21 protein-coding genes are annotated in these 22,028 nt (G+C 60.4%); 10 read left to right on the forward strand and 11 right to left on the reverse strand.

The genetic code is table 11. The features are described 5' to 3' along the window. Positions 1–50 precede the first annotated feature (50 nt). Together DSD28_RS21990 and DSD28_RS21995 are read left to right on the forward strand one after the other, a co-directional pair. Entirely contained in the window at positions 51–1,094 is a 1,044-nt protein-coding gene (locus DSD28_RS21990; RefSeq protein WP_119258569.1) for a sensor histidine kinase, read from the forward strand. A gap of 605 nt (positions 1,095–1,699) precedes the next feature. Further along, positions 1,700–1,987 (forward strand): hypothetical protein, encoded by a 288-nt coding sequence (locus tag DSD28_RS21995; RefSeq protein ID WP_119258626.1) that lies wholly within the window; start codon positions 1,700–1,702, stop codon positions 1,985–1,987. A gap of 113 nt (positions 1,988–2,100) precedes the next feature. Here DSD28_RS21995 and DSD28_RS22000 read toward each other — a convergent pair whose 3' ends face one another. Together DSD28_RS22000 and DSD28_RS22005 are read right to left on the reverse strand one after the other, a co-directional pair. Beyond that, entirely contained in the window at positions 2,101–2,694 is a 594-nt protein-coding gene (locus DSD28_RS22000) for a general stress protein (protein WP_119258570.1), read from the reverse strand. Between the two features lie 22 nt (positions 2,695–2,716). Then, on the reverse strand, positions 2,717–3,034 hold the full coding sequence (locus DSD28_RS22005; RefSeq protein ID WP_119258571.1) for a PepSY domain-containing protein: 318 nt from the start codon (positions 3,032–3,034) through the stop codon (positions 2,717–2,719). Positions 3,035–3,297: 263 nt separating this feature from the next. Here DSD28_RS22005 and DSD28_RS22015 point away from each other — a divergent pair, with 263 nt between their 5' ends. The 4 genes from DSD28_RS22015 to catE all read left to right on the forward strand — a co-directional run bounded on the left by DSD28_RS22015 (position 3,298) and on the right by catE (position 8,278). Next, positions 3,298–4,200 carry a hypothetical protein gene (locus DSD28_RS22015; RefSeq protein WP_119258573.1) on the forward strand — a complete coding sequence of 301 codons (903 nt, stop codon included), beginning with the start codon at positions 3,298–3,300 and terminating at the stop codon, positions 4,198–4,200. A 138-nt stretch (positions 4,201–4,338) separates the two neighbouring features. Beyond that, positions 4,339–5,424, forward strand: a complete 1,086-nt coding sequence (locus DSD28_RS22020) for an extracellular catalytic domain type 1 short-chain-length polyhydroxyalkanoate depolymerase (RefSeq protein ID WP_119258627.1) — start codon at positions 4,339–4,341, stop codon at positions 5,422–5,424. A gap of 105 nt (positions 5,425–5,529) precedes the next feature. Beyond that, entirely contained in the window at positions 5,530–6,036 is a 507-nt protein-coding gene (locus DSD28_RS22025; RefSeq protein WP_119258574.1) for a ferritin-like domain-containing protein, read from the forward strand. Between the two features lie 94 nt (positions 6,037–6,130). After that, positions 6,131–8,278: a catalase C gene (gene catE, locus DSD28_RS22030; RefSeq protein ID WP_119258575.1), complete on the forward strand. Its 2,148-nt coding sequence runs from the start codon at positions 6,131–6,133 to the stop codon at positions 8,276–8,278. A 315-nt stretch (positions 8,279–8,593) separates the two neighbouring features. Here catE and DSD28_RS22035 read toward each other — a convergent pair whose 3' ends face one another. From DSD28_RS22035 to DSD28_RS22045, 3 genes are read right to left on the reverse strand one after another with little or no spacing between them, the layout of a single operon-like run. Beyond that, positions 8,594–8,845 (reverse strand): hypothetical protein, encoded by a 252-nt coding sequence (locus tag DSD28_RS22035; protein ID WP_119258576.1) that lies wholly within the window; start codon positions 8,843–8,845, stop codon positions 8,594–8,596. Next, a complete protein-coding gene (locus DSD28_RS22040; RefSeq protein WP_119258577.1) occupies positions 8,842–9,663 on the reverse strand; it encodes a DUF429 domain-containing protein in 822 nt (273 codons plus the stop codon). The genes DSD28_RS22035 and DSD28_RS22040 overlap by 4 nt, the downstream gene beginning before the upstream one ends. Positions 9,664–9,679: 16 nt before the next feature. Next, positions 9,680–10,660, reverse strand: coding sequence for a 3'-5' exonuclease (locus tag DSD28_RS22045; protein WP_119258578.1), 981 nt, complete (start codon positions 10,658–10,660; stop codon positions 9,680–9,682). A gap of 170 nt (positions 10,661–10,830) precedes the next feature. Here DSD28_RS22045 and DSD28_RS22050 point away from each other — a divergent pair, with 170 nt between their 5' ends. Further along, on the forward strand, positions 10,831–11,346 hold the full coding sequence (locus DSD28_RS22050) for a hypothetical protein (protein WP_119258579.1): 516 nt from the start codon (positions 10,831–10,833) through the stop codon (positions 11,344–11,346). A 4-nt stretch (positions 11,347–11,350) separates the two neighbouring features. Here the strand turns inward: DSD28_RS22050 and DSD28_RS22055 are convergent, their stop codons facing one another. Then, the gene (locus DSD28_RS22055; RefSeq protein ID WP_100651913.1) at positions 11,351–11,956 is read right to left on the reverse strand and encodes a recombinase family protein; all 606 of its coding nucleotides are present in this window, start codon (positions 11,954–11,956) and stop codon (positions 11,351–11,353) included. A 95-nt stretch (positions 11,957–12,051) separates the two neighbouring features. On the opposite strand from DSD28_RS22055, the gene DSD28_RS22060 reads away from it, so the two are divergent. After that, positions 12,052–14,949, forward strand: coding sequence for a Tn3 family transposase (locus tag DSD28_RS22060; RefSeq protein ID WP_119258628.1), 2,898 nt, complete (start codon positions 12,052–12,054; stop codon positions 14,947–14,949). Between the two features lie 215 nt (positions 14,950–15,164). Here DSD28_RS22060 and DSD28_RS22065 read toward each other — a convergent pair whose 3' ends face one another. The 5 genes from DSD28_RS22065 to DSD28_RS22085 all read right to left on the reverse strand — a co-directional run bounded on the left by DSD28_RS22065 (position 15,165) and on the right by DSD28_RS22085 (position 19,346). Further along, on the reverse strand, positions 15,165–15,929 hold the full coding sequence (locus DSD28_RS22065; protein WP_119258580.1) for an SDR family NAD(P)-dependent oxidoreductase: 765 nt from the start codon (positions 15,927–15,929) through the stop codon (positions 15,165–15,167). A 22-nt stretch (positions 15,930–15,951) separates the two neighbouring features. After that, positions 15,952–16,776 (reverse strand): aspartate dehydrogenase, encoded by an 825-nt coding sequence (locus DSD28_RS22070; protein ID WP_119258581.1) that lies wholly within the window; start codon positions 16,774–16,776, stop codon positions 15,952–15,954. Then, a complete protein-coding gene (locus DSD28_RS22075; protein WP_119258582.1) occupies positions 16,773–17,321 on the reverse strand; it encodes a 3-hydroxyanthranilate 3,4-dioxygenase in 549 nt (182 codons plus the stop codon). The genes DSD28_RS22070 and DSD28_RS22075 overlap by 4 nt, the downstream gene beginning before the upstream one ends. Positions 17,322–17,359: 38 nt before the next feature. Continuing rightward, positions 17,360–18,316, reverse strand: a complete 957-nt coding sequence (locus DSD28_RS22080; RefSeq protein WP_119258583.1) for a dihydrodipicolinate synthase family protein — start codon at positions 18,314–18,316, stop codon at positions 17,360–17,362. 97 nt (positions 18,317–18,413) lie between these two features. Beyond that, complete coding sequence (locus DSD28_RS22085; RefSeq protein WP_119258584.1) at positions 18,414–19,346, reverse strand: LysR family transcriptional regulator; 933 nt, start codon at positions 19,344–19,346, stop codon at positions 18,414–18,416. Positions 19,347–19,522: 176 nt separating this feature from the next. On the opposite strand from DSD28_RS22085, the gene DSD28_RS22090 reads away from it, so the two are divergent. Together DSD28_RS22090 and DSD28_RS22095 are read left to right on the forward strand one after the other, a co-directional pair. Then, entirely contained in the window at positions 19,523–20,956 is a 1,434-nt protein-coding gene (locus DSD28_RS22090; protein WP_119258585.1) for an NAD-dependent succinate-semialdehyde dehydrogenase, read from the forward strand. Positions 20,957–20,992: 36 nt separating this feature from the next. Next, positions 20,993–22,012 (forward strand): transporter substrate-binding domain-containing protein, encoded by a 1,020-nt coding sequence (locus tag DSD28_RS22095; RefSeq protein ID WP_119258586.1) that lies wholly within the window; start codon positions 20,993–20,995, stop codon positions 22,010–22,012. Positions 22,013–22,028 lie beyond the last annotated feature (16 nt).

The following is a 22,028-nucleotide window of genomic DNA, read 5'->3' on the forward strand; positions in this document are numbered from 1 at the left end:
AGCGATATGATCCGTGGCATAACGTGCTGGGCGGAGTTCGAGATATCTTCATGAAGATCGCAGTCGATACCGGAACGATTTCCTCCCGGGAGCGCTTCCTTGAAGCGATCGTGCAGAGTGCGATCGACTACGCCATCATATCCATGGATCTCGACGGCCTCGTGACAAGCTGGAACGAAGGCGCGGTAAAGATACTTGGCTGGAAAGCCGAGGACATGATCGGAAAACCGGGCACGGTCTTCTTCACGCAGGAAGACAGGGAAAATGGCGTTCCGCAGAAGGAGATGACCGCTGCCCTCAACCGGGGCCGGGGCAATGACGAGCGATGGCATCTGCGCGCCGATGGCACGATGTTCTGGGCCTCGGGCGAGATGATGGCGTTGCGCGCGCCCGACGACAAGATCATCGGCTTCATCAAGATCCTTCGCGACAGGACTGGGGAACGCGAACGGGAGGAACGTGAGCGCCTCCTCATGCACGAGCTCGCCCACCGCATGAAGAATACGCTGTCTGTCGTTCAGGCGATCGTGACGCAATCCTTGAGGAATGCGGTTTCACTGGACGATGCGAGCGACAAGCTTCAGCTGCGTATTGCGGCCTATGCCAAGGCCCATGAAATCCTGCTGCAGAAAGATTGGGTAAGTGCGACGCTCGCGGATGTCATGGCCGCCGCCCAGATGAATATCGGGTTGGACGGGAGCTCCCGTATCAGGGCAGATGGACCTGATATCCGGCTAGGACCCCAAGCGGCCCTATCGTTCGCAATGGTTTTCCACGAACTTCTCACCAACGCTTCGAAATACGGAGCCCTGTCAAACGAAGAGGGGCATGTCGAGATCTCTTGGGACCTAGAGCACCGCGATGGAATGGAGACACTCATCGTGTGCTGGCGGGAGTTAAATGGCCCGCGCATTGTCAATTTCGAACCGGACCGCAAGGGTTTTGGTTCGCGCCTCATCGTTTCTAGCCTGCAAGCCTTTGGGGAGGCATCCGTTTCCTACCGGCAAGAAGGGTTCGTCCTCCTTGCCGTGTTACCGCTCGCGAAACTTCAGCTCCAAAACGACTTGTCGGCAATTGAAAATGCGCCGTACTGAGACGATCACGTCGCTCTTCTAAATATTCAGAACCTGTTGGCCCTCAGGAACGATTTGAATCTCCCATCCTCCTGGCACTTGCAGAAGCAACCAACAAAAAAGGCCGGGGCGAAACCGCACCGACCTTCCTCATCATCGCTTGTCTACCAGTGCCAGTACATCCGTGGTCAAAAGCATGAAGCGATGACAGAAATTGCGAGCAACAGAGATTCTCCAGCGCTCATAAGCAATTCTGACAATCAATATATAGATACTAATTATGTCGAAAACAAGTGCAATCGGCATATCTTATTAATATTACAAAAGGAAAATGAGCTGAATCTCTAAAATACAAAAACCATTCGTTGCTAAAGAAGGGAAACGGGTTCACTGTAATTATTCCAGCAGCCATTTTACGGGCGCTGCTGTTTGAGGGTTTGTTACCCTGGCCCTAAGCGAGGAGGACATCATGTCTTCCCTATTTCATCTACCGAAGAAACACGATTTCGCGACGTTAGCCGGTTACGCCTTACCCGCGGCTAGCTTTGCATTAATCGTCTACATCCTGATCGAGGGATGGCTTTGATGGTTTTCAGCGCAATGACGGCGGAAAGGTGGTGCTCAAGATGACCGAAAGAACCACAGAAACCGAAATCACATTCACGCATCCATTTCATCTGGAGTCCCTTTCGGAGCCTCTGGAAGCGGGCACGTATCGCCTTGTCGTTGACGAGGAGTTGATAGAAGGCCTGAGCTTCACGGCGTATCGGAGGGTGGCGACCCATCTTGAAATTCCCGCGATCTCGGTCGCTATGGCCAGGCGCCAATTCCTTCAGGTGTCGCCGGGCGAGATCGAGAAGGCATTGGCACGCGATGGAGCTGGCATGGACGTGGGTCGACCTAACATTTCCTGATCGCAAGATTGATTGCCAATCGCCAATGCTCGAAGCGGGCGCTACGTCCTTCGAGTATCAATCATCCACCCGACGTAAAAAAGCCGGCGATTGCCGGCCTTTTCCGAGATGGTTCAACGCCTATAGCGCAGGCGCTCCTGTTCGACTTCCGCCGGCCCGTAGGGGTCGAGGGTGTCATCGAACCGGGTCCAGCCCTCGTTGGCATAGACCGCGCGCCGCTGGCCGGGATCAACCCAGTTCGACTTGCGAAGGATGGCTTCGGCCTCCGCCTGGAGGCTTTCGTCAACCTTCGCCGTCACGAGCGTCCCGCCGCGGCGAACCCCCTCCGCATAGACGTGCGCATCGTCTTCGGAGACGCCGGATTCGGTCAGCGCGCCGATCAGCCCACCCGCGGCGCCACCGGCTACGGCGCCTGCTACTGCGCCCGCCGCGGTAGCGGCAAGCCAACCGGCAGCAACCACGGGCCCGACGCCGGGAATGGCCATGATGCCGAGCCCCGTGAGAAGGCCGCCGACGCCGCCGACGGCGGCACCGATGCCTGCACCTGTCCCCGCGCCTTCGGCGGCATTGGTTTCCTTGTTATGACGTTCGTCCGCATTGTTGGAAACGATGCTGATATCGCTGGACGGCACGCCGCGTGCCTCCAGGGCGCTGACGGCAGCGCTTGCATCGGAATAATCGTCGAAAAGTCCTGTAACGGTTTTCATAGGAATCTCCTGAAAGCTGAGTTTAGTTGGCGACGATGTTGCCCTGATAGTCGAGCGCGACGCTCATGGCCTTGCCGTCCTTCGTCGCCTTGGCCTGCCAGACACCCTTGTCATCCAGCATGAGGCCGGTGACATCGGCATAGCCGGCTGCGGTAATGCGTTCCCGCGCCTGGTCCTCCGTGAAGCTGTTCGCGCCTTCGACCGGAGCAGTCGCATTCTTGGTGTCGGGCGTCGCAACAGCCGGCGTGTCGCCATCGGTTGTCGGGGTGGTTGACGTCTGAGCGAAGGCGCCAAAGGTCGATGCGCCCACCAAGGCGGCGGCTAGGAGAAGTTTTTTCATGATCTTGTTCCTCGTTGGAGCCTGAGATCAGGCCCTATTGGAACACCCTGTCTGTCGCATGGTTCCGCAAGTCAAAAAATAGAAATTACCGCGCCGTTTCATGGAACCTCAGGGGATTCAAAGAGTTGGGGCGCCAGGTGCGGGTACTCGCTCGCGCACTACTGGAGGTCTTCAAAATGGGTCGCGGCATTCTTCTCTGGCTTCTGGGTATTCCCCTGCCGATCGTTATCCTGCTCGTCCTTTTCCTGCGATAGGAGGCGGACATGTCCCTTTACAGGTCGGGTGTTTCCGACGTCGGTGTGGAATCCAGCACACCGGCCCTCGCATGGGGGCCGGTCATCGGCGGCGCGGTGGCCGCGGCGGCCGCCACGATCATTCTACTCCTGCTTGGCTCCGGCGTCGGCCTGACGATGGTCTCGCCGTGGTCGGGCGACAGTGCTTCCTTCACCACTGTCGGCGTCACGGCAGCGATCTGGTTCGTGGTCGTCCAGTGGTTGGCCTCCGCGCTCGGCGGCTATCTGACCGGCCGCCTGCGCACCAAGTGGGCCAACGTCCATACGGATGAGGTGTTCTTTCGCGACACCGCGCATGGCTTTCTAAGCTGGGCACTGGCAACGGTGGTTGTCGTTGGCATGGCGGGCTCTGCATTCACCTCGCTCGCCGGCGCCGGCGCCCAGGCCGTATCGACGGCGACAGCCACCGCCACGGTTGCGGGCACCGCGGCCGCGGCAAACAGCGATGCGGCCGCACCCGATGCTGCGACCGGCTACTTCACGGATATGCTGTTGCGCCCGCAGGATCTCGCGAGCCGCGCTCAAGCGGACAATGCATCGGCCACGGCCGAAATTTCCCGCATCCTGATGCAAGGTGCGGTAAATGACGGCGTGCCGGAGGCCGACCGGGCTTATATCTCATCAATCGTTGCGTCACGCGCCGGTATCCCACCCGAAGAGGCGCGCGCCCGGGTCGATCAGGTACTGACTCAGATCGAGGATGCGAAGAATGCCGCCCTCAAAGCCGCCGACGAGGCCCGAAAATCCGCCGCGACGGCGGCGATGCTTGGCGCCCTGTCCTTTCTCGTCGGCGCCTTCATCGCATCGGCTGCAGCAGCTCTCGGCGGACGCCAGCGTGACGATGAAGAAGCAGCCTTGATTGTTACACGATAAGCAATCTGGAAGCCGCCCTCTCGGGGCGGCTTCTTTCCGTTCATTCGCCAGAAGAATTATTGTGCAGCGCAGCAACTTTAATGCTGCGGAGGGGTTACAGTGTATGCGGCCAATCCGTCGCGCTACCTGGAGCTCCTCATGAGATCGCTATCTGATACACTCGAACGGCTCGCGCGACTGCGCTCAGTCAAGCCTGCGACATCGCCCGGCTCCATTCTCAAGAAGCTCGATCATTTCGGCGCAAACCCGGGCGCCTTGGCGGCGTGGCAGCATGTGCCGAAGCAATTGCCGGCGGGGCCGGCGCTGGTGGTCGTGCTGCACGGCTGCACGCAAACCGCCGCCAGCTACGATGTCGGTTCAGGCTGGTCCGCGCTCGCCGAGGACTACGGCTTTATTGTCCTTTTCCCCCAACAGAACAGGCAGAACAACGCGAACCTGTGCTTCAACTGGTTCAATGCCGCGGACACCCAGCGGGATCGGGGCGAAGTGATGTCGATCCGACAGATGATCGCCAGCGTGGTCGCCGAACATGGCGTCGATGAGCGCCGAATCTATATCACCGGTCTATCGGCCGGCGGCGCCATGGCGAATGCCATGTTGGCCTGCTATCCAGAAGTCTTTGCCGGTGGCGCTATCATCGCCGGGTTGCCCTACGCCGCCGCCTTGACTGTTCCCGAGGCGTTCGACCGAATGCGCGGGCAGGGTCTTCCCGGCACCAATAGCCTGCAGGAAAGCCTGCGCACCGCCTCACGCCATGATGGCGCTTGGCCGACGATTTCCGTCTGGCAGGGTACGAGCGACAACACTGTGGTCCCTGACAACGCAGCCGCGCTCGTCGCGCAATGGCGGGGCGTACATGCGGTTCCGGTACAGCCCACCCAAATCGAGACGATGGGTAGAAATTTGCGATCTGTATGGCACGACGATCGCGGCCTGGAGGCAATAGAACTCTACATCATTTCAGGTATGGGTCATGGCACGCCGATCGAAGCGTCCAGCGGATATGGTAGGGCAGCGCCGTTCATGCTCGACGTCGGTGTTTCCTCGACTGTGCAGATAGCGAGAGGCTGGGGCCTTGCCGCCTCCTTCGAGCGCCGCGGTCAGCCGCATGCGTCCTCCTTCCCAGACGAAACGGTCAAGCAGCCGCCCTCACCTGCCGGTGCTGACAACAGTATTCAGTCCATCATCGAGAAAGCGCTGCGTTCCGCGGGCTTGATGAAGTGAGGGTGGGTTCGGTTCGTACCGATTTATTTTCCGAGCAGCGGAACGTCGTCTCGGTTCCACGGTTGTTTGAGTCCATTCATCTCGAAAATTTGATCGGATTCTCCAATGGCTACGGAAAAGACTTTGAACGACCTCTTCCTTGATACGCTCAAGGATATTTACTTCGCCGAAAAACAGATCCTGAAGGCCCTGCCGAAGATGGCGCGTGCGGCCCAGTCGGAAGAAGGCAAAGCCGGCTTCCTGCAGCACCGCGACGAAACCCAGGGGCAGATCGAGCGCCTCGAACAGGTGTTCGAGCTCCTCGGCAAGCCGGCCCGCGGCAAGACCTGCGAAGCCATCCAGGGCATCATCGCCGAAGGCGAGGAGATCATCGAGGATTACAAGGGCACCGCCGCCCTCGATGCCGGCCTCATTTCCTCGGCCCAGGCGGTCGAGCACTATGAGATCGCCAGGTACGGTACGCTGAAGGCCTGGGCGAAACAGCTCGGGCTGAAGGACGCGATCCCCCTTCTCGATGCCAATCTCCAGGAGGAGATCGCCACCGACCAGAAGCTGACTGCGCTTGGCGAAGCCTCCGCGAACGCCAAGGGCTCGTTGAAGAAAGCCAGCTAGACTGCCGACCACACGATCAGGCCGCCCTTGAAGGGCGGCCCTTCTGCTTTCGGGTCATCGGCGCCCGTTGAAACCAGTTCATCAGGAGCCCACCATGGCCAGGAAGACAACCGCTGCATCGCCGCATCCCGCAACCAACACCGCCACGATCCACGATGTGAAGCTAAAGCGTGGGGTTGGCGGCGAACTGCACCAGACAGCCGAAGACGACACGCCCGTATTGACGACAGCCCAGGGCGGGCCAGTTGCCGACGATCAGAACTCGTTGCGCGTCGGCCCGCGCGGGCCGCTCGTCGTCGACGACTTCCATTTTCGCGAAAAGATCTTCCATTTCGACCACGAGCGCATTCCCGAACGGGTGGTACATGCCCGAGGTTATGGCGCGCACGGCTTCTTCGAAACCTATGAGTCGCTTGCCGCCTATACCAAGGCCGACCTCTTTCAGCGCCCTCGCGAACGCACGCCCGCCTTCGTCCGTTTCTCGACGGTCGCGGGCAGCAAGGGGTCAGTCGACCTAGCGCGCGACGTGCGCGGTTTTGCCGTGAAGATCTACACGAACGAAGGCAATTGGGATCTGGTCGGCAACAACATTCCGGTCTTTTTCATCCAGGATGCCATCAAATTCCCCGACATCATCCATGCGGTAAAACCCGAACCCGATCGAGGCTTTCCGCAGGCGCAGTCAGCCCATGACACTTTCTGGGATTTCATCAGCCTGACGCCCGAGAGCATGCACATGATCATGTGGGTCATGTCCGATCGCGCCATCCCACGCTCTTTCCGCTTCATGGAAGGGTTCGGCGTGCATACGTTCCGCTTCGTCAACGCCAAGGACGAGTCGACCTTCGTCAAGTTCCACTGGAAGCCGAAGCTCGGCCTCCAGTCCGTCGCCTGGAACGAGGCCGTGAAGATCAACGGCGCCGACCCTGACTTCCACCGCCGTGACCTCTGGCAGGCCATCCAGTCCGGCAATTTCCCGGAATGGGAATTGCAGGTCCAGCTCTTCGATCAGGATTTCGCCGACAGCTTCGATTTCGACGTGCTCGATCCGACCAAGCTTATTCCGGAAGAAATCCTTCCGCCGAAACCCATTGGCCGCCTCGTTCTCGACCGCATGCCGGACAATTTCTTCGCCGAGACCGAACAGGTCGCCTTCATGACGCAGAACGTGCCGCCCGGCATCGACTTCAGCAACGACCCTTTGTTGCAGGGTCGCAACTTCTCCTATCTCGATACACAGCTTAAACGCCTCGGTGGCCCGAATTTCACGCATCTGCCGATCAATGCGCCGAAGTGTCCTTTCGCGCACTTCCAGCAGGATGGGCACATGGCGATGCGCAATCCGTCTGGCCGGGTGAACTACCAGCCAAACTCGTTTAACGAGGGTCCGCGTGAATCGCCGATGCGTGGCCATCGCCCCTTCGCTGCTGAAGAACAGGGCATCAAGGCCCGGCTGCGCCCGGAAAGCTTCGCCGACCACTACAGTCAGGCCCGGCAGTTCTTCATCAGCCAGACGCCGCCGGAGCAGCGTCATATCGCAGCCGCCCTTACCTTCGAACTTAGCAAGGTCGAAACGCCGGCCATCCGCGAACGCATGGTGTCCCATCTCTTGAACATCGATGAAACGCTCGCGACGACCGTTGCCCAGAAGCTAGGCCTCCAGTCCATGCCGAAGTCGGCCGATGCGGCTATTCCGACCCGCCAGGATCTCGAAGTCTCGCCCGCGCTCAGCATCGTCGAGAACGGGCCGAAGCGCTTCGAGGGTCGTAAGCTCGGCATCCTCGTTACCGACGGCGTCGATGCCAAGCTGCTGAACGGGCTGATCACGGCGGTCAACAAGGAAAAGGGCATGTGCGAACTGATCGCCCCGAAGGTCGGAGGCGTCACGGCGTCGGACGGATCGTTGGTCAAAGCCCACCACATGATCGATGGCGGGCCGTCGGTCCTTTTCGACGCTGTCGCATTGCTGACCTCTGCCGAGGCGATCAACGACCTGGTGACGGAGGCGGCCGCGCGCGACTTCGTGGCGGACGCCTTCCAGCACTGCAAGTTTATCGGTTACGACCAGTCGGCCATGCCGTTGCTGGACAAGGCCGGGATCACCGATGCCCTTGATGAGGGGGTACTTGCCCTTCCCGGTGAGGATGGGCTTTCCGGTTTCGTGTCGGAACTGGGCAAGTTGCGCGTATGGGGCCGAGAGCCGTCCGTAAAGCTCGGCAAGGCATCGCAGCCTGCCAAATAGAGCTCGGCAAAGGGGCGCGCCGTCCTATTAGGAAGGCGCGCCCCTTTGCCGAGTCGCACTGGCGTCGTCCGCAACATGCTCAAGGACGGAGGCGCCGTCGCCGTTGGGTCCTATTCTTCTCCATCGCTCGGAATATGGCTATCGACGCCTCGTGTCATCGAAACGAAAAGTCGTCCGTGTATTCCGGTCGGCTTCTGCTCTTGAACGGAATCGAACCAACGCCCCATCTGCTACATTCACCACGCGCTTGAAAACACTGGATGATTTACTGCCCGCGAAGCACCGCGCACGGGTTCAGCGGCGACCGGCGATTTCCTAATCGGCAATCGCCTTTACGACCGCGAAGTCCATGTCGGCACGCGGTTCGATGCGCGCGACTTCGCTGGCGACCTTGGTCCAATGCCAGTAGTCACCGGCATTCCCTCGTGTTCGGCTGCGCGCGGCCCTTCGCTGAGCCTCGTAATAGGCGTTGACCGGGTCAACTGCAGCAAGCTGCCTGGCATCTTCCTGCCAACGGCGGCGGATCTCCCGACGGTGTTCGATCCATTGCCACAGGAGTTCGATCATGGCCGGCCCCGCTGCGACGCCAGAAGTTCTGATTGGGGGATCCAGATCGCCGAGGTCTCGTCGCCGAACGGCATGGCAGTTCCCTCGAAGGCGCATATCCCGACCCATGCGCAGATGACCGCGTCGAGCTTGTCCTCGAACGCCTTCAATTGCCATGATGGTGCCTCGAACGGAGGAAGCTGCAAAACGTCAGTGGCGCCCGGTATGTCCTCGTCGAGGCAGGCGACGATCGTCCGCCAGGTTTCGAAAAGTTTGGTGCGCCGGCCGGCGGGGCTTTCCGTTGGCCAGTAATTGCGGATCTTCCCGTGCTTGTAGGGCAACCGCCTTTCAGCGCGCATCAGTTCGACCAGGGCCGGATGCGGATAGACTTCCAACAGGCCCGGCACACCAACCTCTTTCGTCAACAGTCCGTATCCGCAGTTCCCGAAACCGCTCCTCAGATCGTCGCTGATCTTGCCGGGCCTGATCGCACTCGGCGTGTGCGTGCTGCAATGCCGGGCGCCATAGGCAGCCGAAACCAGATTGTCCGAAACTCGCCGCGCGGTGATCGGCTCAAGAGAAAGGGGCATATCCACCGCAACGAGGTCGATAGGAGCTCTAGCGATTTTCCCGGCTGCGGCAAGGAGAGCCGCGGCCTCTACGACGGAACCGGACGGTCGGGAGGTGGAGATCGGACCCTCCTCGGCGTGGTCCAGAAGGTGACGATAGGACGATCCCGCAAAGATCAGGCACCAATTGCCGGCCGCGGAGGAAACCAACGCGACACCGCTCGGCTGTGTTGCGGTCCAGGCTGAATCAATTCCCAGAATGGTTGTCATCCGCCTTCCCGACCATTCAAACAGCCCGGAAGCGATCGAACGCCGTCAGATACTTGACCGGTGGATCGGCATCCCAGCGATAGATCTCCGCCCGCAGGAAATGCAGTTCCTCGTCGAGCGCTGCCTCTGGCAATTCCACCCACCAGGATTTCGGGCGGCCGTCGGAGCCGTCGGACCAGCGATAGCCACGCGCCTTGAGATGATCTTTCATGTCGAATGGGCTGTTTTCGGCGTAGATGCGAACCCGCGACTGCTGGCTCGCCCGATAAAGTTCCGCGAATGGCGTTGCGACCGAAGCGGACCGTGTCCGCCCGAGCACTTCCAACAGCGCGAAACAATCGTCGACAGCGCGGTGCCCATCGTGAAAATATCCCGACTGGCCGATCAGGTAACCGAGCTTGCTTCCCTCGAAGCCGCGCGCCGACCAGTCGATTTCGGAGACCGAGCAGGCCCACGCCTTATGGGCAAAGATCGGCGAGAAGGCTTCGCAAAAGGGCCGGTCGAAACCGGCGTTGTGGGCAATGATCAGGTCCGCCGGTTCGATGAGGGATTTGAGGCGGGTAACGTCGATCACCTGGCCGGCGACCATGTTGTCGGTGATGCCGGTCAGCCGTGTGATTTCGGCTGGGATGGGAACGGTCGGCTGCTGGAGTCCGCCATAGACGCCGGTGACATCGCCAATCTCGCCCGCGTCATTGAAGTTGAAGGCGATAACGCCGATTTCGATAATTTCGTTGGAGCGGTGATTAAGGCCGGTGGTTTCGGTGTCGAGGATCACGCCTCGACGTGGAAATTCGGGCCGAGCATTCTCGACTGCTGATCGGGGCGGGAGCCTTCGCAGGATGCGATAGTTGCCGGTCGCTTCCAGATGGCAAGCCATAGCCTCGTCATCAGAACCGAAGCCGCCCTGCCCCCTTCCACCAACAGCCTGCGGCTTGGCCACCTTCGTGCTGGCCGGCAAAACAGCAGCTGCAAAGAAGTCGAGTTGCGACGTCATAGTATTCTGATCCGATTGCGGCATGGCTGGCCACAATACGCATCGGCATATCCGCAATCAACGACGCCCCCGATCGGGTGCACGTCCCACGAGGCCTGCGATGGAGGAACTGCGGACACGCACTATTCATAGCAAAGAACGACTTTGGGTACTGACGTCGAAATCGTAGGATGCCGAGCAACGATTTGACGATTTTGAGCACAGCCATGAACAATCAGGCGCAACAGCCGATCCGAGAACATCATTTTTATGTCTCAACCGCGAAATTCCTGTTCCACCACCCACGACACGGCATTGTGGCTGTCCGCGACCCGATACGACTGACGGACGCCAAACGGCATGGACTGGCCCCCATCGTACTTTATGGGCTCACCGTCGCCGGCCTGCCAATCCGCTGGTTGACGTTCTCCACGATGGAGAACCGCAAATCGTTCCGCGAAGTGCTGCTGACTGCATGGGGAAGCGCCGAGGGTTTACGCGGCCTGCCAGATGTTTTGCGGGTGAACCGCTACGTGGAACAGGCCGACCCATCATTGGCGGTTGATATTGCCAGGATCGGCATCCGGCTTGAGGTCGCCGACCCCAAGGACAAAGCGGCTCCGGCATCATTGCGCTCGGCTCGCGATGCTTCGTCGCTCCCCTTCGGAGGAGCATCGAGGGGTCGGTTCCGGCTGAGGGCGAAATGACACCCTAAGCGTTCGACCTGTGTCGTTGCACGATGTCAGCGACGGTGTTCTTGCTGATTCCGAGATCACGAGCAATCCAGCGGTAACTTCGCCCTTCTGCGCTCAACGTAATGACCTTCGGCGCAAGACGATCTGATTTGGGACGCTCTCCGGTCTGGCGGCCGAGCTTTTTGCCGCGCGCTTTTGCTGCGGCGAGGCCGGATTTCACCCGTTCGCTGATCAGGTCACGTTCGAACTCCGCAATGCCGGAAAGGAATGTCGCCAGCATCCGACCATGCGGCGACGACAGGTCGAAAGTCATGCCGTTCATGGCGATGACAGAAACCTTCCAGCTTTCCAGCTCGCGCAATGTGTTGAGCAGGTCGATTGTTGAGCGTCCCCATCTGGACAATTCCGCGACCAGGATCGCATCAACCTGTCTAGCCTGAGCAAGCGCCAGGACTTTTTTGCGTTCGGCCCGATCGAGTTTCGCGCCGGAGCCCGTCTCCTTAAAAGTTGCTACCACGTCGTACCCGGCACGACTGGCGAATGCCGTCAGGTCACGCTCCTGCCTTTCGCACGACTGATCAGCGGTTGAAACACGACAATAAATTGCGGCGCGCTGTCCCAATTGAACCCTCGTGGATCTTGATGCAGGAAGGCCTTGATTTGTATGGGCTGATTGTTGTCCAAAACAGACTATACTTCAATAGGGACAATCGCATCATGCCAAGGCGACACATTCTCACCGAGCGTCAGCGCTCGGCACTGTTCGATTTGCCTACCGACGAATTGTCGCTGCTCACGCATTACACACTGGCCGACGACGATCTTGAACATATCCGTGAACGGCGTAGACCGGAAAATCGGCTCGGGTTTGCCCTACAGCTCTGCGCGCTTCGCTATCCAGGTCGGGCGCTGACAGCCGGCGAACTGATCCCACAAGAAATCCTTTCCTTTATCGGCGCTCAGCTCGGCATCCCGGCCGATGCGCTTCTCACTTACGCCGCACGGCGCCAGACTCGCCAACAACATATGGAAGCCTTGCGCAATATCTACGGTTACAAGGCTTTCGCGGGTCGTGGCGTCCGTGATCTGCGAGACTGGCTTGTCGATCAGGCTGAAGATGCCAGGTCCAATGAAGATCTGGCACAGCGTTTCGTTGCACAGTGTAGGAAAATGATGACGATCCTGCCGGCGGTGTCGACCATCGAGCGCCTGTGTGCGGACGCTCTCGTTGTCGCCGAACGACGCATCGAGACACGAATTGCCGACCGGCTTGACCTTGAGGCGCGTGAGCGACTGGACGGGCTTTTGACCGAAATGGTTGACGGAAACATTAGCCGTTTCATTTGGTTGCGTCAGTTCGAGGTTGGTAGCAATTCGGCGTCAGCGAACCGTTTGCTTGACCGCTTGGAATTCCTGCGCGGTCTGGAAGTCGATCCCCAAATCCTCTTCGGCACTCCGCCACACCGCATCGCGCGACTGCGTCGGCAGGGAGAGCGCTATTTCACTGACGGCCTGCGCGACATCAGCTCGGATCGAAGGTGGGCGATCCTCGCCGTTTGCGCCGTTGAATGGGAAGCCGCAATTGCCGACGCCATCATCGAAACCCATGACCGCAACGTCGGCAAAACCTGGCGAGAAGCGAAACGGTTGCATGACGAGCGGATCGCTAGTTCCAAAACGGCAGTCACCGATACGCTTCGCGCCTTCACGGCATTGGGAGCTTCGTTGCTTGAAGCCCGCGATGACGGCATTCCGCTGGAAAATGCAATAGCGCGAACATCCGACTGGCTTCGGCTTGAACAATTGGTCGCAGCAGGGACGCAGCTTACCAACACGTTGGCAGACGAGCCGCTGGCTCATGTTGGACAAGGATATCATCGCTTCCGTCGATACGCGCCAAGGATGTTACGATGCTTAAAGCTGAAGGCCGCGCCAGTGGCCGAGCCGTTGATTGCAGCGGCAAAAGCCATCGGTGAAACGCGTGCGCCTACATCAACCGGTGTATCCTTTCTGCGACCGAATTCGAAATGGCATCGTCATCTCCGCGCGCGAGATGGGGGCGACATTCGTTTATGGGAGGTTGCGGTCCTCTTTCATCTTCGCGATGCTTTCCGATCGGGAGACATATGGCTTGATCATTCCCGCCGATACGGTGATCTCAAGCAGGTTCTTGTGCCGTTGACCTCGGCGCAGGCAAACGCCAGCTTGGCAGTTCCTCTCGATCCTCAAGCCTGGCTGGTAGATCGCAAAGCCCGTCTTGCGGACGGTTTTAAGCGGCTGGCGCGTGCCGCGCGCGACGGGACCATTCCCCATGGCAGCATCCAGGATGGAACGCTGCGGATCGACCGGCTCACCGCGGACGTTCCCGAAAACGCAGAGGAGCTGGTTCTCGATCTCTATCGCCGGATGCCGTCCGTCCGGATTACAGACATCTTGCTGGAGGTCGATGAAGCGGTCGGCTTCTCCGACACCTTCTCCCATCTGAGAACCGGAGCCCCGTGCACCGACCGGGTCGGCTTGCTGAACGTCCTGCTTGCGGAAGGACTGAATCTCGGCCTCCGGAAAATGGCAGAAGCCTCGAACACCCATGATTACTGGCAGTTGTCGCGTCTTGCACGGTGGCATGTCGAGAGCGAGGCCATGGACCAGGCGCTGGCGATGGTTGTGGCCGCGCAGGGGAAGCTACCGATGTCCCGGTTCTGGGGCATGGGGATCACCGCATCGAGCGATGGCCAGTTCTTCCCTTCGGCCCGGCAGGGTGAGGCGATGAACATGGTCAACGCCAAGTACGGAAACGAACCCGGCCTCAAGGCATACACTCACGTCAACGACCAGTTCGCACCGTTCGCGTCGCAGACTATTCCCGCGACAGTCAGCGAGGCCCCGTACATCCTTGACGGCCTGCTGATGAATGAGGCCGGTCGTCAGGTCGGAGAGCAATATGCCGATACGGCCGGCTTCACCGACCACTTGTTCGGGACCAGTGGAATGCTCGGCTACCGGCTCATCCTGCGCATCCGCGACCTGCCGTCGAAACGGCTCTACGTGTTCAACCCCGCAGCAACGCCCAAGGACTTACGCGGTCTGGTCGGTGGCAAAATCCGCGAAGAACTGATTGTGGCAAACTGGCCTGATCTGTTCCGGTGCGCCGCCACCATGGTCGCCGGCAAGATCCGGCCGAGCCAGTTGCTCCGAAAACTTGCCTCCTATCCTCGGCAGAACGATTTGGCGGCCGCGCTTCGGGAAGTTGGCCGCGTTGAACGCACTCTCTTTATTATAGAGTGGATTCTCGACACCGATATGCAGCGCCGCGCCCAGATCGGCCTTAATAAAGGCGAGGCTCATCATGCGCTCAAGAATGCGTTGCGCATTGGCAGGCAGGGTGAAATCCGGGATCGAACCACCGAGGGGCAGCATTACCGGATCGCCGGACTGAACCTGCTCACGGCGATCATCATATACTGGAACACCGTCCATCTCGGCCATGCTGTTGCCGAACGGCGGAATGAAGGTCTTGATGTCCCGCCCGAGCTTCTGGCCCACATCTCTCCGTTAGGTTGGGCGCACATCCTTCTGACCGGCGAATATCTCTGGCCCAAGGAGGCAACCCCTTAGGGTGTCATTTCGCCCCCTACCTGAACCGACCCCATTTACGAAGGGTCGTCGTAGGGAACACGGACGAGGTATGGAACCCGCTTATGGAAAAAGAACGTGACGTTAAAATCGACACAGGACGATCCAGCAGTCGAATTCACCAAGGCCGTTGGTCCCCCAAGGCTGCAGGCGCTCGGCGGGAACGTGAGATGCAGCCATTGTACGGTCCAAACGACTTAGGTACGCAGGTAGTTTCCACCGTTGATGTCGAGGACCGCGCCCGAAATGAAGCTTGCGGCATCGGAACAGAGAAACGCGATAGGAAGCGCCACCTCCTCGGGCCGCGCTGCCCGACCCAGAGGCTGCCGGGCGACCGCAGCCGGCACGTCGATCTCGCTGAGCATGGCGGTGTCTATCGTGCCGGGAGCGACTCCGTTGACCAGCACGCCCTGCGAGGTGAACCGCGCCGCCAAATAGCGGGTTAGCGTATGGATTGCGCCCTTGGTCACGCCGTAATGCGGGGCAACGCCGGGAAAGGTCCCACCGGTATGGCCGGCGACAGAGCCGATCAGCACGATGCGGCCACGCCCGCGCGCCGCCATGGCGGGGGCGAAGACCCGCGCGAGATGCATCGGCGCCTTCAGGTTGACATCGAACGATAGGTCAGCCTGGGCATCCCAGTCGGGCGCATCCCAATCCAGTACGCGATACAGCCCACTGGCGACGACTAAGCCGTCGATCTCGCCGGCCCATGCGGCCAGCTTGTCTGCAGCATCGGCGCACGCGATATCGATTTCCATTGCGCTTGCCCGATATCCTTGGGCGCGGAGCACCTGCACTTTCGGCTCGCAGCTGCTGCGATCGGTGAGCAGCACTTCCGCGCCCAGTTGACAGCAGGTCCGGGCCGTCGCCCAGCCGATGCCGCCCGCCGCGCCGGTGATGAGGATGCGGCGGCCGTCCAACCGGTAGGCCTGGGGAAGCGAAACTTGCGTTTCGATCATGTCTGGTCTCTCCTTTTCGCCTCTAAACCACCAGCGGCGCCGTCCTGGCAAGCAGCATCTGGGCGATGCTGAGGGCGGTCATATCCGAGGTTTTTGGGTTCGAGGGCATGGGTTCGTTCGCGATCGTCAAGCTCAGGCTGCCGAAATCTCCGGTCGCGTGGAGCTGATGAATATTCTTGTCTATTTCCGGGTCCGCGACCAGTTCAACCCTGGTCTGGTCCAGGCCCATGCTGGCAAGGGCGGTGGTGACCACCGCATTGGCGTTGGCCGGAAAGGTCGAGGCGGCTTCGCGGGCGGAGCCGCGAAAGAAAACCAGCACCTTGTCCAAGGCGTGGGAGTCGAAAATCCGCTCGGCTGCGGTTCCGCGCCAAGCCATAGGCGGTTTGCGGATGACATGTGTCACCTTGCTCAGCGGACGCAGGGAAGCGGCGGAAATCGCCTGGATACCGCCGAGCGCCCCATTTGCAATCAAAAGTTGCGATCCGGTAGCGACGGCAGTGGCGGTCAGCCTGTCGCGCAAATCGTCATCCGTCAGCGCGCTGGCCGAGCACAGGATGAGTTCTCGCGACGCGTGCAGGGCCGCATCTCCCCAGTCCTGAACGGCCTGACGGCTGGCGGCCTCGACCACCAGATCGGGGGCGAGCGCGGCAAGGCCCACCGGATCCGTGATCTGCCGGCACCCAACTGGCCACCAATCACAGCGGGAGGCACCGGGGCGCGTGACAATACCCACCAGCTCGATCCCGGTTTTAGGACGGGCGGCAAGCAGTGTCGCTACTCGCTCGCCGATTGCCCCTGATCCGATCAGGCACAGCCGCAGCGCGGATGCTGCGGGGACTGCGCTCACAGCTGCACCCAGCCGTCAGGCGGCGTCTTGCCGGGGTGGACCGTGCCGCATTCCGGGCAGGTACGCAGTTTCTCGTCGGCATAGAACTTGGCGTAGATCGGCGGCAGGTCATCGACGATGGATTCAAGGTCGACCTCGGCGCGGTGCACCCGGGTCGAGCATTCGAAGCAATACCATTCAACCGCGTCCAGTTCGCCTTCGGGGCGCGCCGGTTCGATGACCAGCCCGATCGAACCTTCCTGGGGACGCTGCGGCGAATGACGCATATGCGGCGGAAGCAGGAAGATGTCGCCTTCGCGAATCGGCACGTCGTAGAACTCGCCGGTCGTCGTGTCATGCAGCTTCAGCAGCATGTCACCCTTGAGCTGGTAGAAGAACTCCTCCACCGGATCGTCATGATAATCGGTGCGGCGGTTCGGACCACCGACGATCGTGACCATTAGGTCGGCATCCTTCCAGACCTGCTGATTGCCGACCGGCGGCTGAAGCAGGTGCTTGTGCTCCTCGATCCATTTCTGGAGGTTGAAGGCACTCAACTTCCCCATTGTTCACTCCCTTAGTTTCGGCGCTGCCGCGCCTGGTTTCAAGTCAGCGTCAGGCCGCAGCTTTCAAATGCCTCGCGCGTGGCCCGCTTTTCGGCCTCGGTCAGTTCCAGCAGAGGCGTGCGCACGCGGCCACCCACCTGCCCCAGCAGCTCCTGCCAGTACTTTTGGTGCGCGTGCGGCTTTTCGGTGGGTTTCGTGCGGCGGAAGGCGTCGCGCACCGGTTCGAGGCTAGCGCTGATGGCGCGCGCCTCTTCGAACCTCCCGGCAAAGGCTAGCTCAGTGTAATCGCGCATGCGTCGGTCGGCCTTAGTCTGCAACGTGTAGGGCGGCGAGGAGCAGAGATAAAGCTGCCAGCCCAGTTCGACGATGTTCTCGAGCCATTCCTCTTCCGAGGCGGTGGACACGAGAATGCGATCGCCGGCCAGTTCGGTCAGACGCTTGTACATCTCGCGAGGCACCGAATACTTTATCGCCACCACCGTCTCGATGTCGGCAAGGCGATTGCACAGTTCGGGACTCATCAGATAGCCGCTATCGGGATGCGACCACAACGCCATACCAATATCCACCTTGGAGGCGATAGATTCGTAGTAGCGCACCAGCGTTTCGTCCTGGGCCTTGAGGAAATGCAGAACTGGCGCGTGGACGACGATATAGTCCGCCCCGCAAGCCTGGGCGTGGCGGGCAAGATCGATCACGACGTCCATGTTCTGGTCGGAGCAGGACATGATTGTCTGGGCACGGCCATCGGCGGCCTTCACCGAAATGTCGAACATGCGCTTGCGCTCGTCGACCGACATGGAGAAGAACTCGCCCTGTTTACCGGCGACGAAGAGGCCTTCGATGCCGAGTTCTGTGATCCAATGCTCCATGTTGCGGCGGTAACCGCCCTCGTCGATCGCGCCGTCCTCGCGAAACGGTACATTGGCAGCAGCCCAGACGCCACGCATCGTGGCTCTGGAATGGTTCTTGGCGTCCAACCTGCTGTATTTCATCTACGGCGCTCCATCAAAACGATCAATTCGCCGCGATTTCATCCGGGGAGCAGTTATATTTCAAGAATGAAAATTTCTATCAATTAATAAGAAAAAGTTATAGATCGGGCCATGTCATAGAGTCGCGCCCGGCTGGGATCCGGCCCTGCACATGGTTTCGCAGCACGGCGATGAAGCTGCTGACGGCGGGCGAAAGCGATTTGCCGCTGGCGCGGATCAGGCAGAGGTCGCGCGACACCGTCGGGTCCACCAGTGGCCGCGCCACCAGATCGAACTGATCAGCCCTTGAAAGTGCATAGGTCGGCAGGACCGATACCCCCAGCCCGGCGCCGACGAATGCAAGCGCCGTGGTGACCAGCGAGGCCTCGAATTTCGGGCGCAGGACTTGTGAAGCCGACTCCGCTCCAATCTCCATCAGGCGCCGGATGCCGCTGCTGCGCGACATCGCAATCAGTGGCAGTGCCGGCAAATCGTCCCAGCGTACATAGGCGCCCGCGGCCAACGGATGGCCGACCGGCATGAACAAAGCAAGATTGTCGCGCATCAGAACGGTTCGCTCGATACCTTCCTCATGCGCGGAAAAGGTGCCCAGGCCGCAATCGGCGTTATTCGAGGTCACTTCTTCCCGGATGTCCAGCGCCGGCGCATCGAGCAACTCGACAGTGATGCCGGGGTATTCGCGATGAAAGGCAGCGATTGCCCATGGGACGATTGCGGACGACAACAATGGCGGCGCGGCGATGCGTATTCGCCCGCGGCGTCGGGCTGCGAGATCCCTGGCGTTCTGGATGGCATGGCCGAGATCCTCCAGAACCTTGGAGGACGAGGCGCGGAATTCTTCACCCGCCTGGGTCAGCTCGACCCGCCGCGTGGTCCGGTCGAACATGCGGATCCCCAGCTCGGTCTCGAGGTCGCGGATAGTCGTCGAAAGCGCTGGCTGGGCCACGCCCATATGCCGGGCTGCGGCAGAAAAGCTCTTGTGTTCCGCGACAGCCAGGAAGGCCTCGATCTGCTTGATCGCAATGCGCATGGGAATTTCCATTTATAGCCACAGGAGATGAATTAATACGATAATTCATTCTGGATGAATGAAAATGTCAATGCGATGGTTTCGAGGATCAAGCTGTTCCGCGAAAACCAGCAAGACTGGTGATGCGAGATGGCGCGCCTCGCATCCTGGCGAAGCCAGACTAACAAGGTATGAGAATGACGAGTTACCCAAAATTACAGCTCTATATTGCGGGCACATGGCGCTCTGGCGGTGAGTCGATCCCGGTCCTCAACCCGGCCGATGAATCGGTCATCGGCGAATTGCCGGTGGCGATGCGCGCTGATCTGGATGATGCGCTCGAGGCGGCGGACCGTGGCTTCCGGATCTGGTCGCGGACCGCACCGGCGAGGCGAGCCGAGGTGATACTGCGCGCCGTGGCGCTGATGAAGGAGCGCACCGAAGAAATCGCCAGGTCGATCACGCTGGAGCACGGCAAGCCCATTGCCCAAGCCCGGCTGGAGGTGCAGCGCGGCTGCGAATTCTTCGAATGGGACGCCGGTGAGGCGATACGCGCATACGGCCGGGTTATCCCCAGCGCCCCCGAGATCCGCTATATCGTCATCCATCAGCCGGTCGGCACGGTCGCTGCATTTTCGCCATGGAACTTCCCGATGAGCCAGCCGGCGCGCAAGATCGCCGGGGCGCTCGCCTCAGGCTGCTCCATTATCCTCAAGGCCGCCGAGGAAACGCCCGCCGGGGCGCTGCATATTGCACGTGCCTTCCATGACGCCGGCTTGCCTGCCGGGGTGCTGAACCTAGTCTTCGGGGTGCCGGCCGATATTTCATCCTACCTGATTCCCAAGGAGCAGGTGCGGCTGGTGGCTTTCACCGGCTCGACCGCGGTGGGAAAACACCTGACACAGATCGCCTCGCACAGCGTGACGCCCGTGCTTATGGAACTAGGCGGCCATGCGCCGGTCATCGTCTGCGATGATGTCGATCCGGCGGCAGCGGCGGCACTTTCCGTCTCCCGCAAGGCGCGCAATGCGGGCCAGGTCTGCACCTCGCCGACGCGGTTCTTCGTCCACAAGAACATCTATCGCGCGTTCCTCGACGCCTTCGTCGAGCGCGCAAAGGTGGTCCGGATCGGCGATGGATTTGATAGCAGCACGGAGATGGGTCCGGTCGCCAACCACAGGCGCGTCGAAGCCATCCAGACCTTGGTCGAGGATGCCCGTAACCGCGGCGCGCGCATACTCGCCGGCGGCGAAAGGCCGGGCGGCAAGGGCTATTTCTATCCGCTCACGGTTGCGGCGGAACTGCCCGAGGGTTCTCGGGCGCTGGAGGTCGAGCCCTTCGGCCCGCTGGCACTGATCAATCCTGTCGATTCCATCGAAGAGGCCATCGAACGGGCCAATGCTCTGCCGTTCGGGCTGGCGGCTTATGGCTTCACCCATTCCGCCCGCAACGCTCATCTGCTAGCCGAGCGAATCGAAGCAGGCAATGTCTCGATCAACACGCTCGAGGCCTCGGTAGCGGAAACCCCCTTCGGGGGGGTGAAGGAAAGCGGCTATGGCCGTGAGGGCGGCGCCGAAGGCTTGCACCACTATATGACCGTCAAAAACATCTCGCACCGAATGGTGCTGTGATGGCAGAAGCAACTGTAGCAAAGGGGGGTATTTGACATGAAGCATCTGAAAACCGGACTTATCGGCCTTGCGTCTCTTCTGGCTGCCGGAACGGTGGCCCAGGCTGAGGGCGTCTTGGACCGGGTGAAGGCGCGTGGCGAACTGCGCTGCGGCGTCGGAGACCCGACTCCGGGCTGGCACAGCCTGAACAACGACAACCGCTGGGTCGGCTTCGGCGTCGACTACTGCCGCGCCGTTGCGGCGGCAGTGCTGGGCGATGCGGAGAAGGTTGCGGTCATGCCGATCGGCTGGGCGCAATCCTACGAGGCGCTGCGCTCGGGCGAAGTTGATATCGCCACCACCTCCCATACCTACCGGATCGAGCGCGACACGGGTCTGCAGGTTAACTTTCCGTCCGCATATTTTTTTACAGGTATTACGGTGATGACCCGCAAGGAGCACGAGATCCGCTCCTTCGAGGATCTTGAAGGGGCCACCATCTGTCACATTTCGGGCAGCTCCGACGAAGCGACGATTGCGGAATGGTACCGCGCGCGCGGTCTGAAGTTCAAAAGCCTGCCCTTCGATACGATGACTGCGGTTTCCGAGGCATATTCCAAGGGGCGTTGCGATGCATTTGCGACCGAGCCGGCCCTGCTCGCGGGCTTTCGCATCGGCTATGCCGACCCGGAGGAGCATGAAATCCTGAACGATCTCTTTTCGATCGATGCGCTCGGTCCGATGGTGGTCGAGGGCGACGAGCAATGGAACAACATCACCCGCTCGGTGATCTTTGCCACCGTTGCGGCAGATCAATATGGGTTGACCGAGGCAAATGCCGCCGAAGTCGCGCAGAACTCGGACAATGCGTCTGTGCGCCGCCTGCTTGGTACCGAGGGTGAACTGGGCAAATTCATGGGCCTTTCCGCCGATTGGGGCCTGCAGGTCATCACGCAGGTCGGGGCCTATTCTGCAATCTATGACCGCAATCTGGGCAAGGGCAGCGCCAGCAAGATCGAACCGGGCTTCAACCGGCTCGTGCGCGATGGCGGCCTGTTCTGGTCACCCAGCTTCTGAGTGCCAGGAGCAAACC

This window comes from Shinella zoogloeoides (assembly GCF_003574625.1).
Taxonomy (GTDB): domain Bacteria; phylum Pseudomonadota; class Alphaproteobacteria; order Rhizobiales; family Rhizobiaceae; genus Shinella; species Shinella zoogloeoides_A.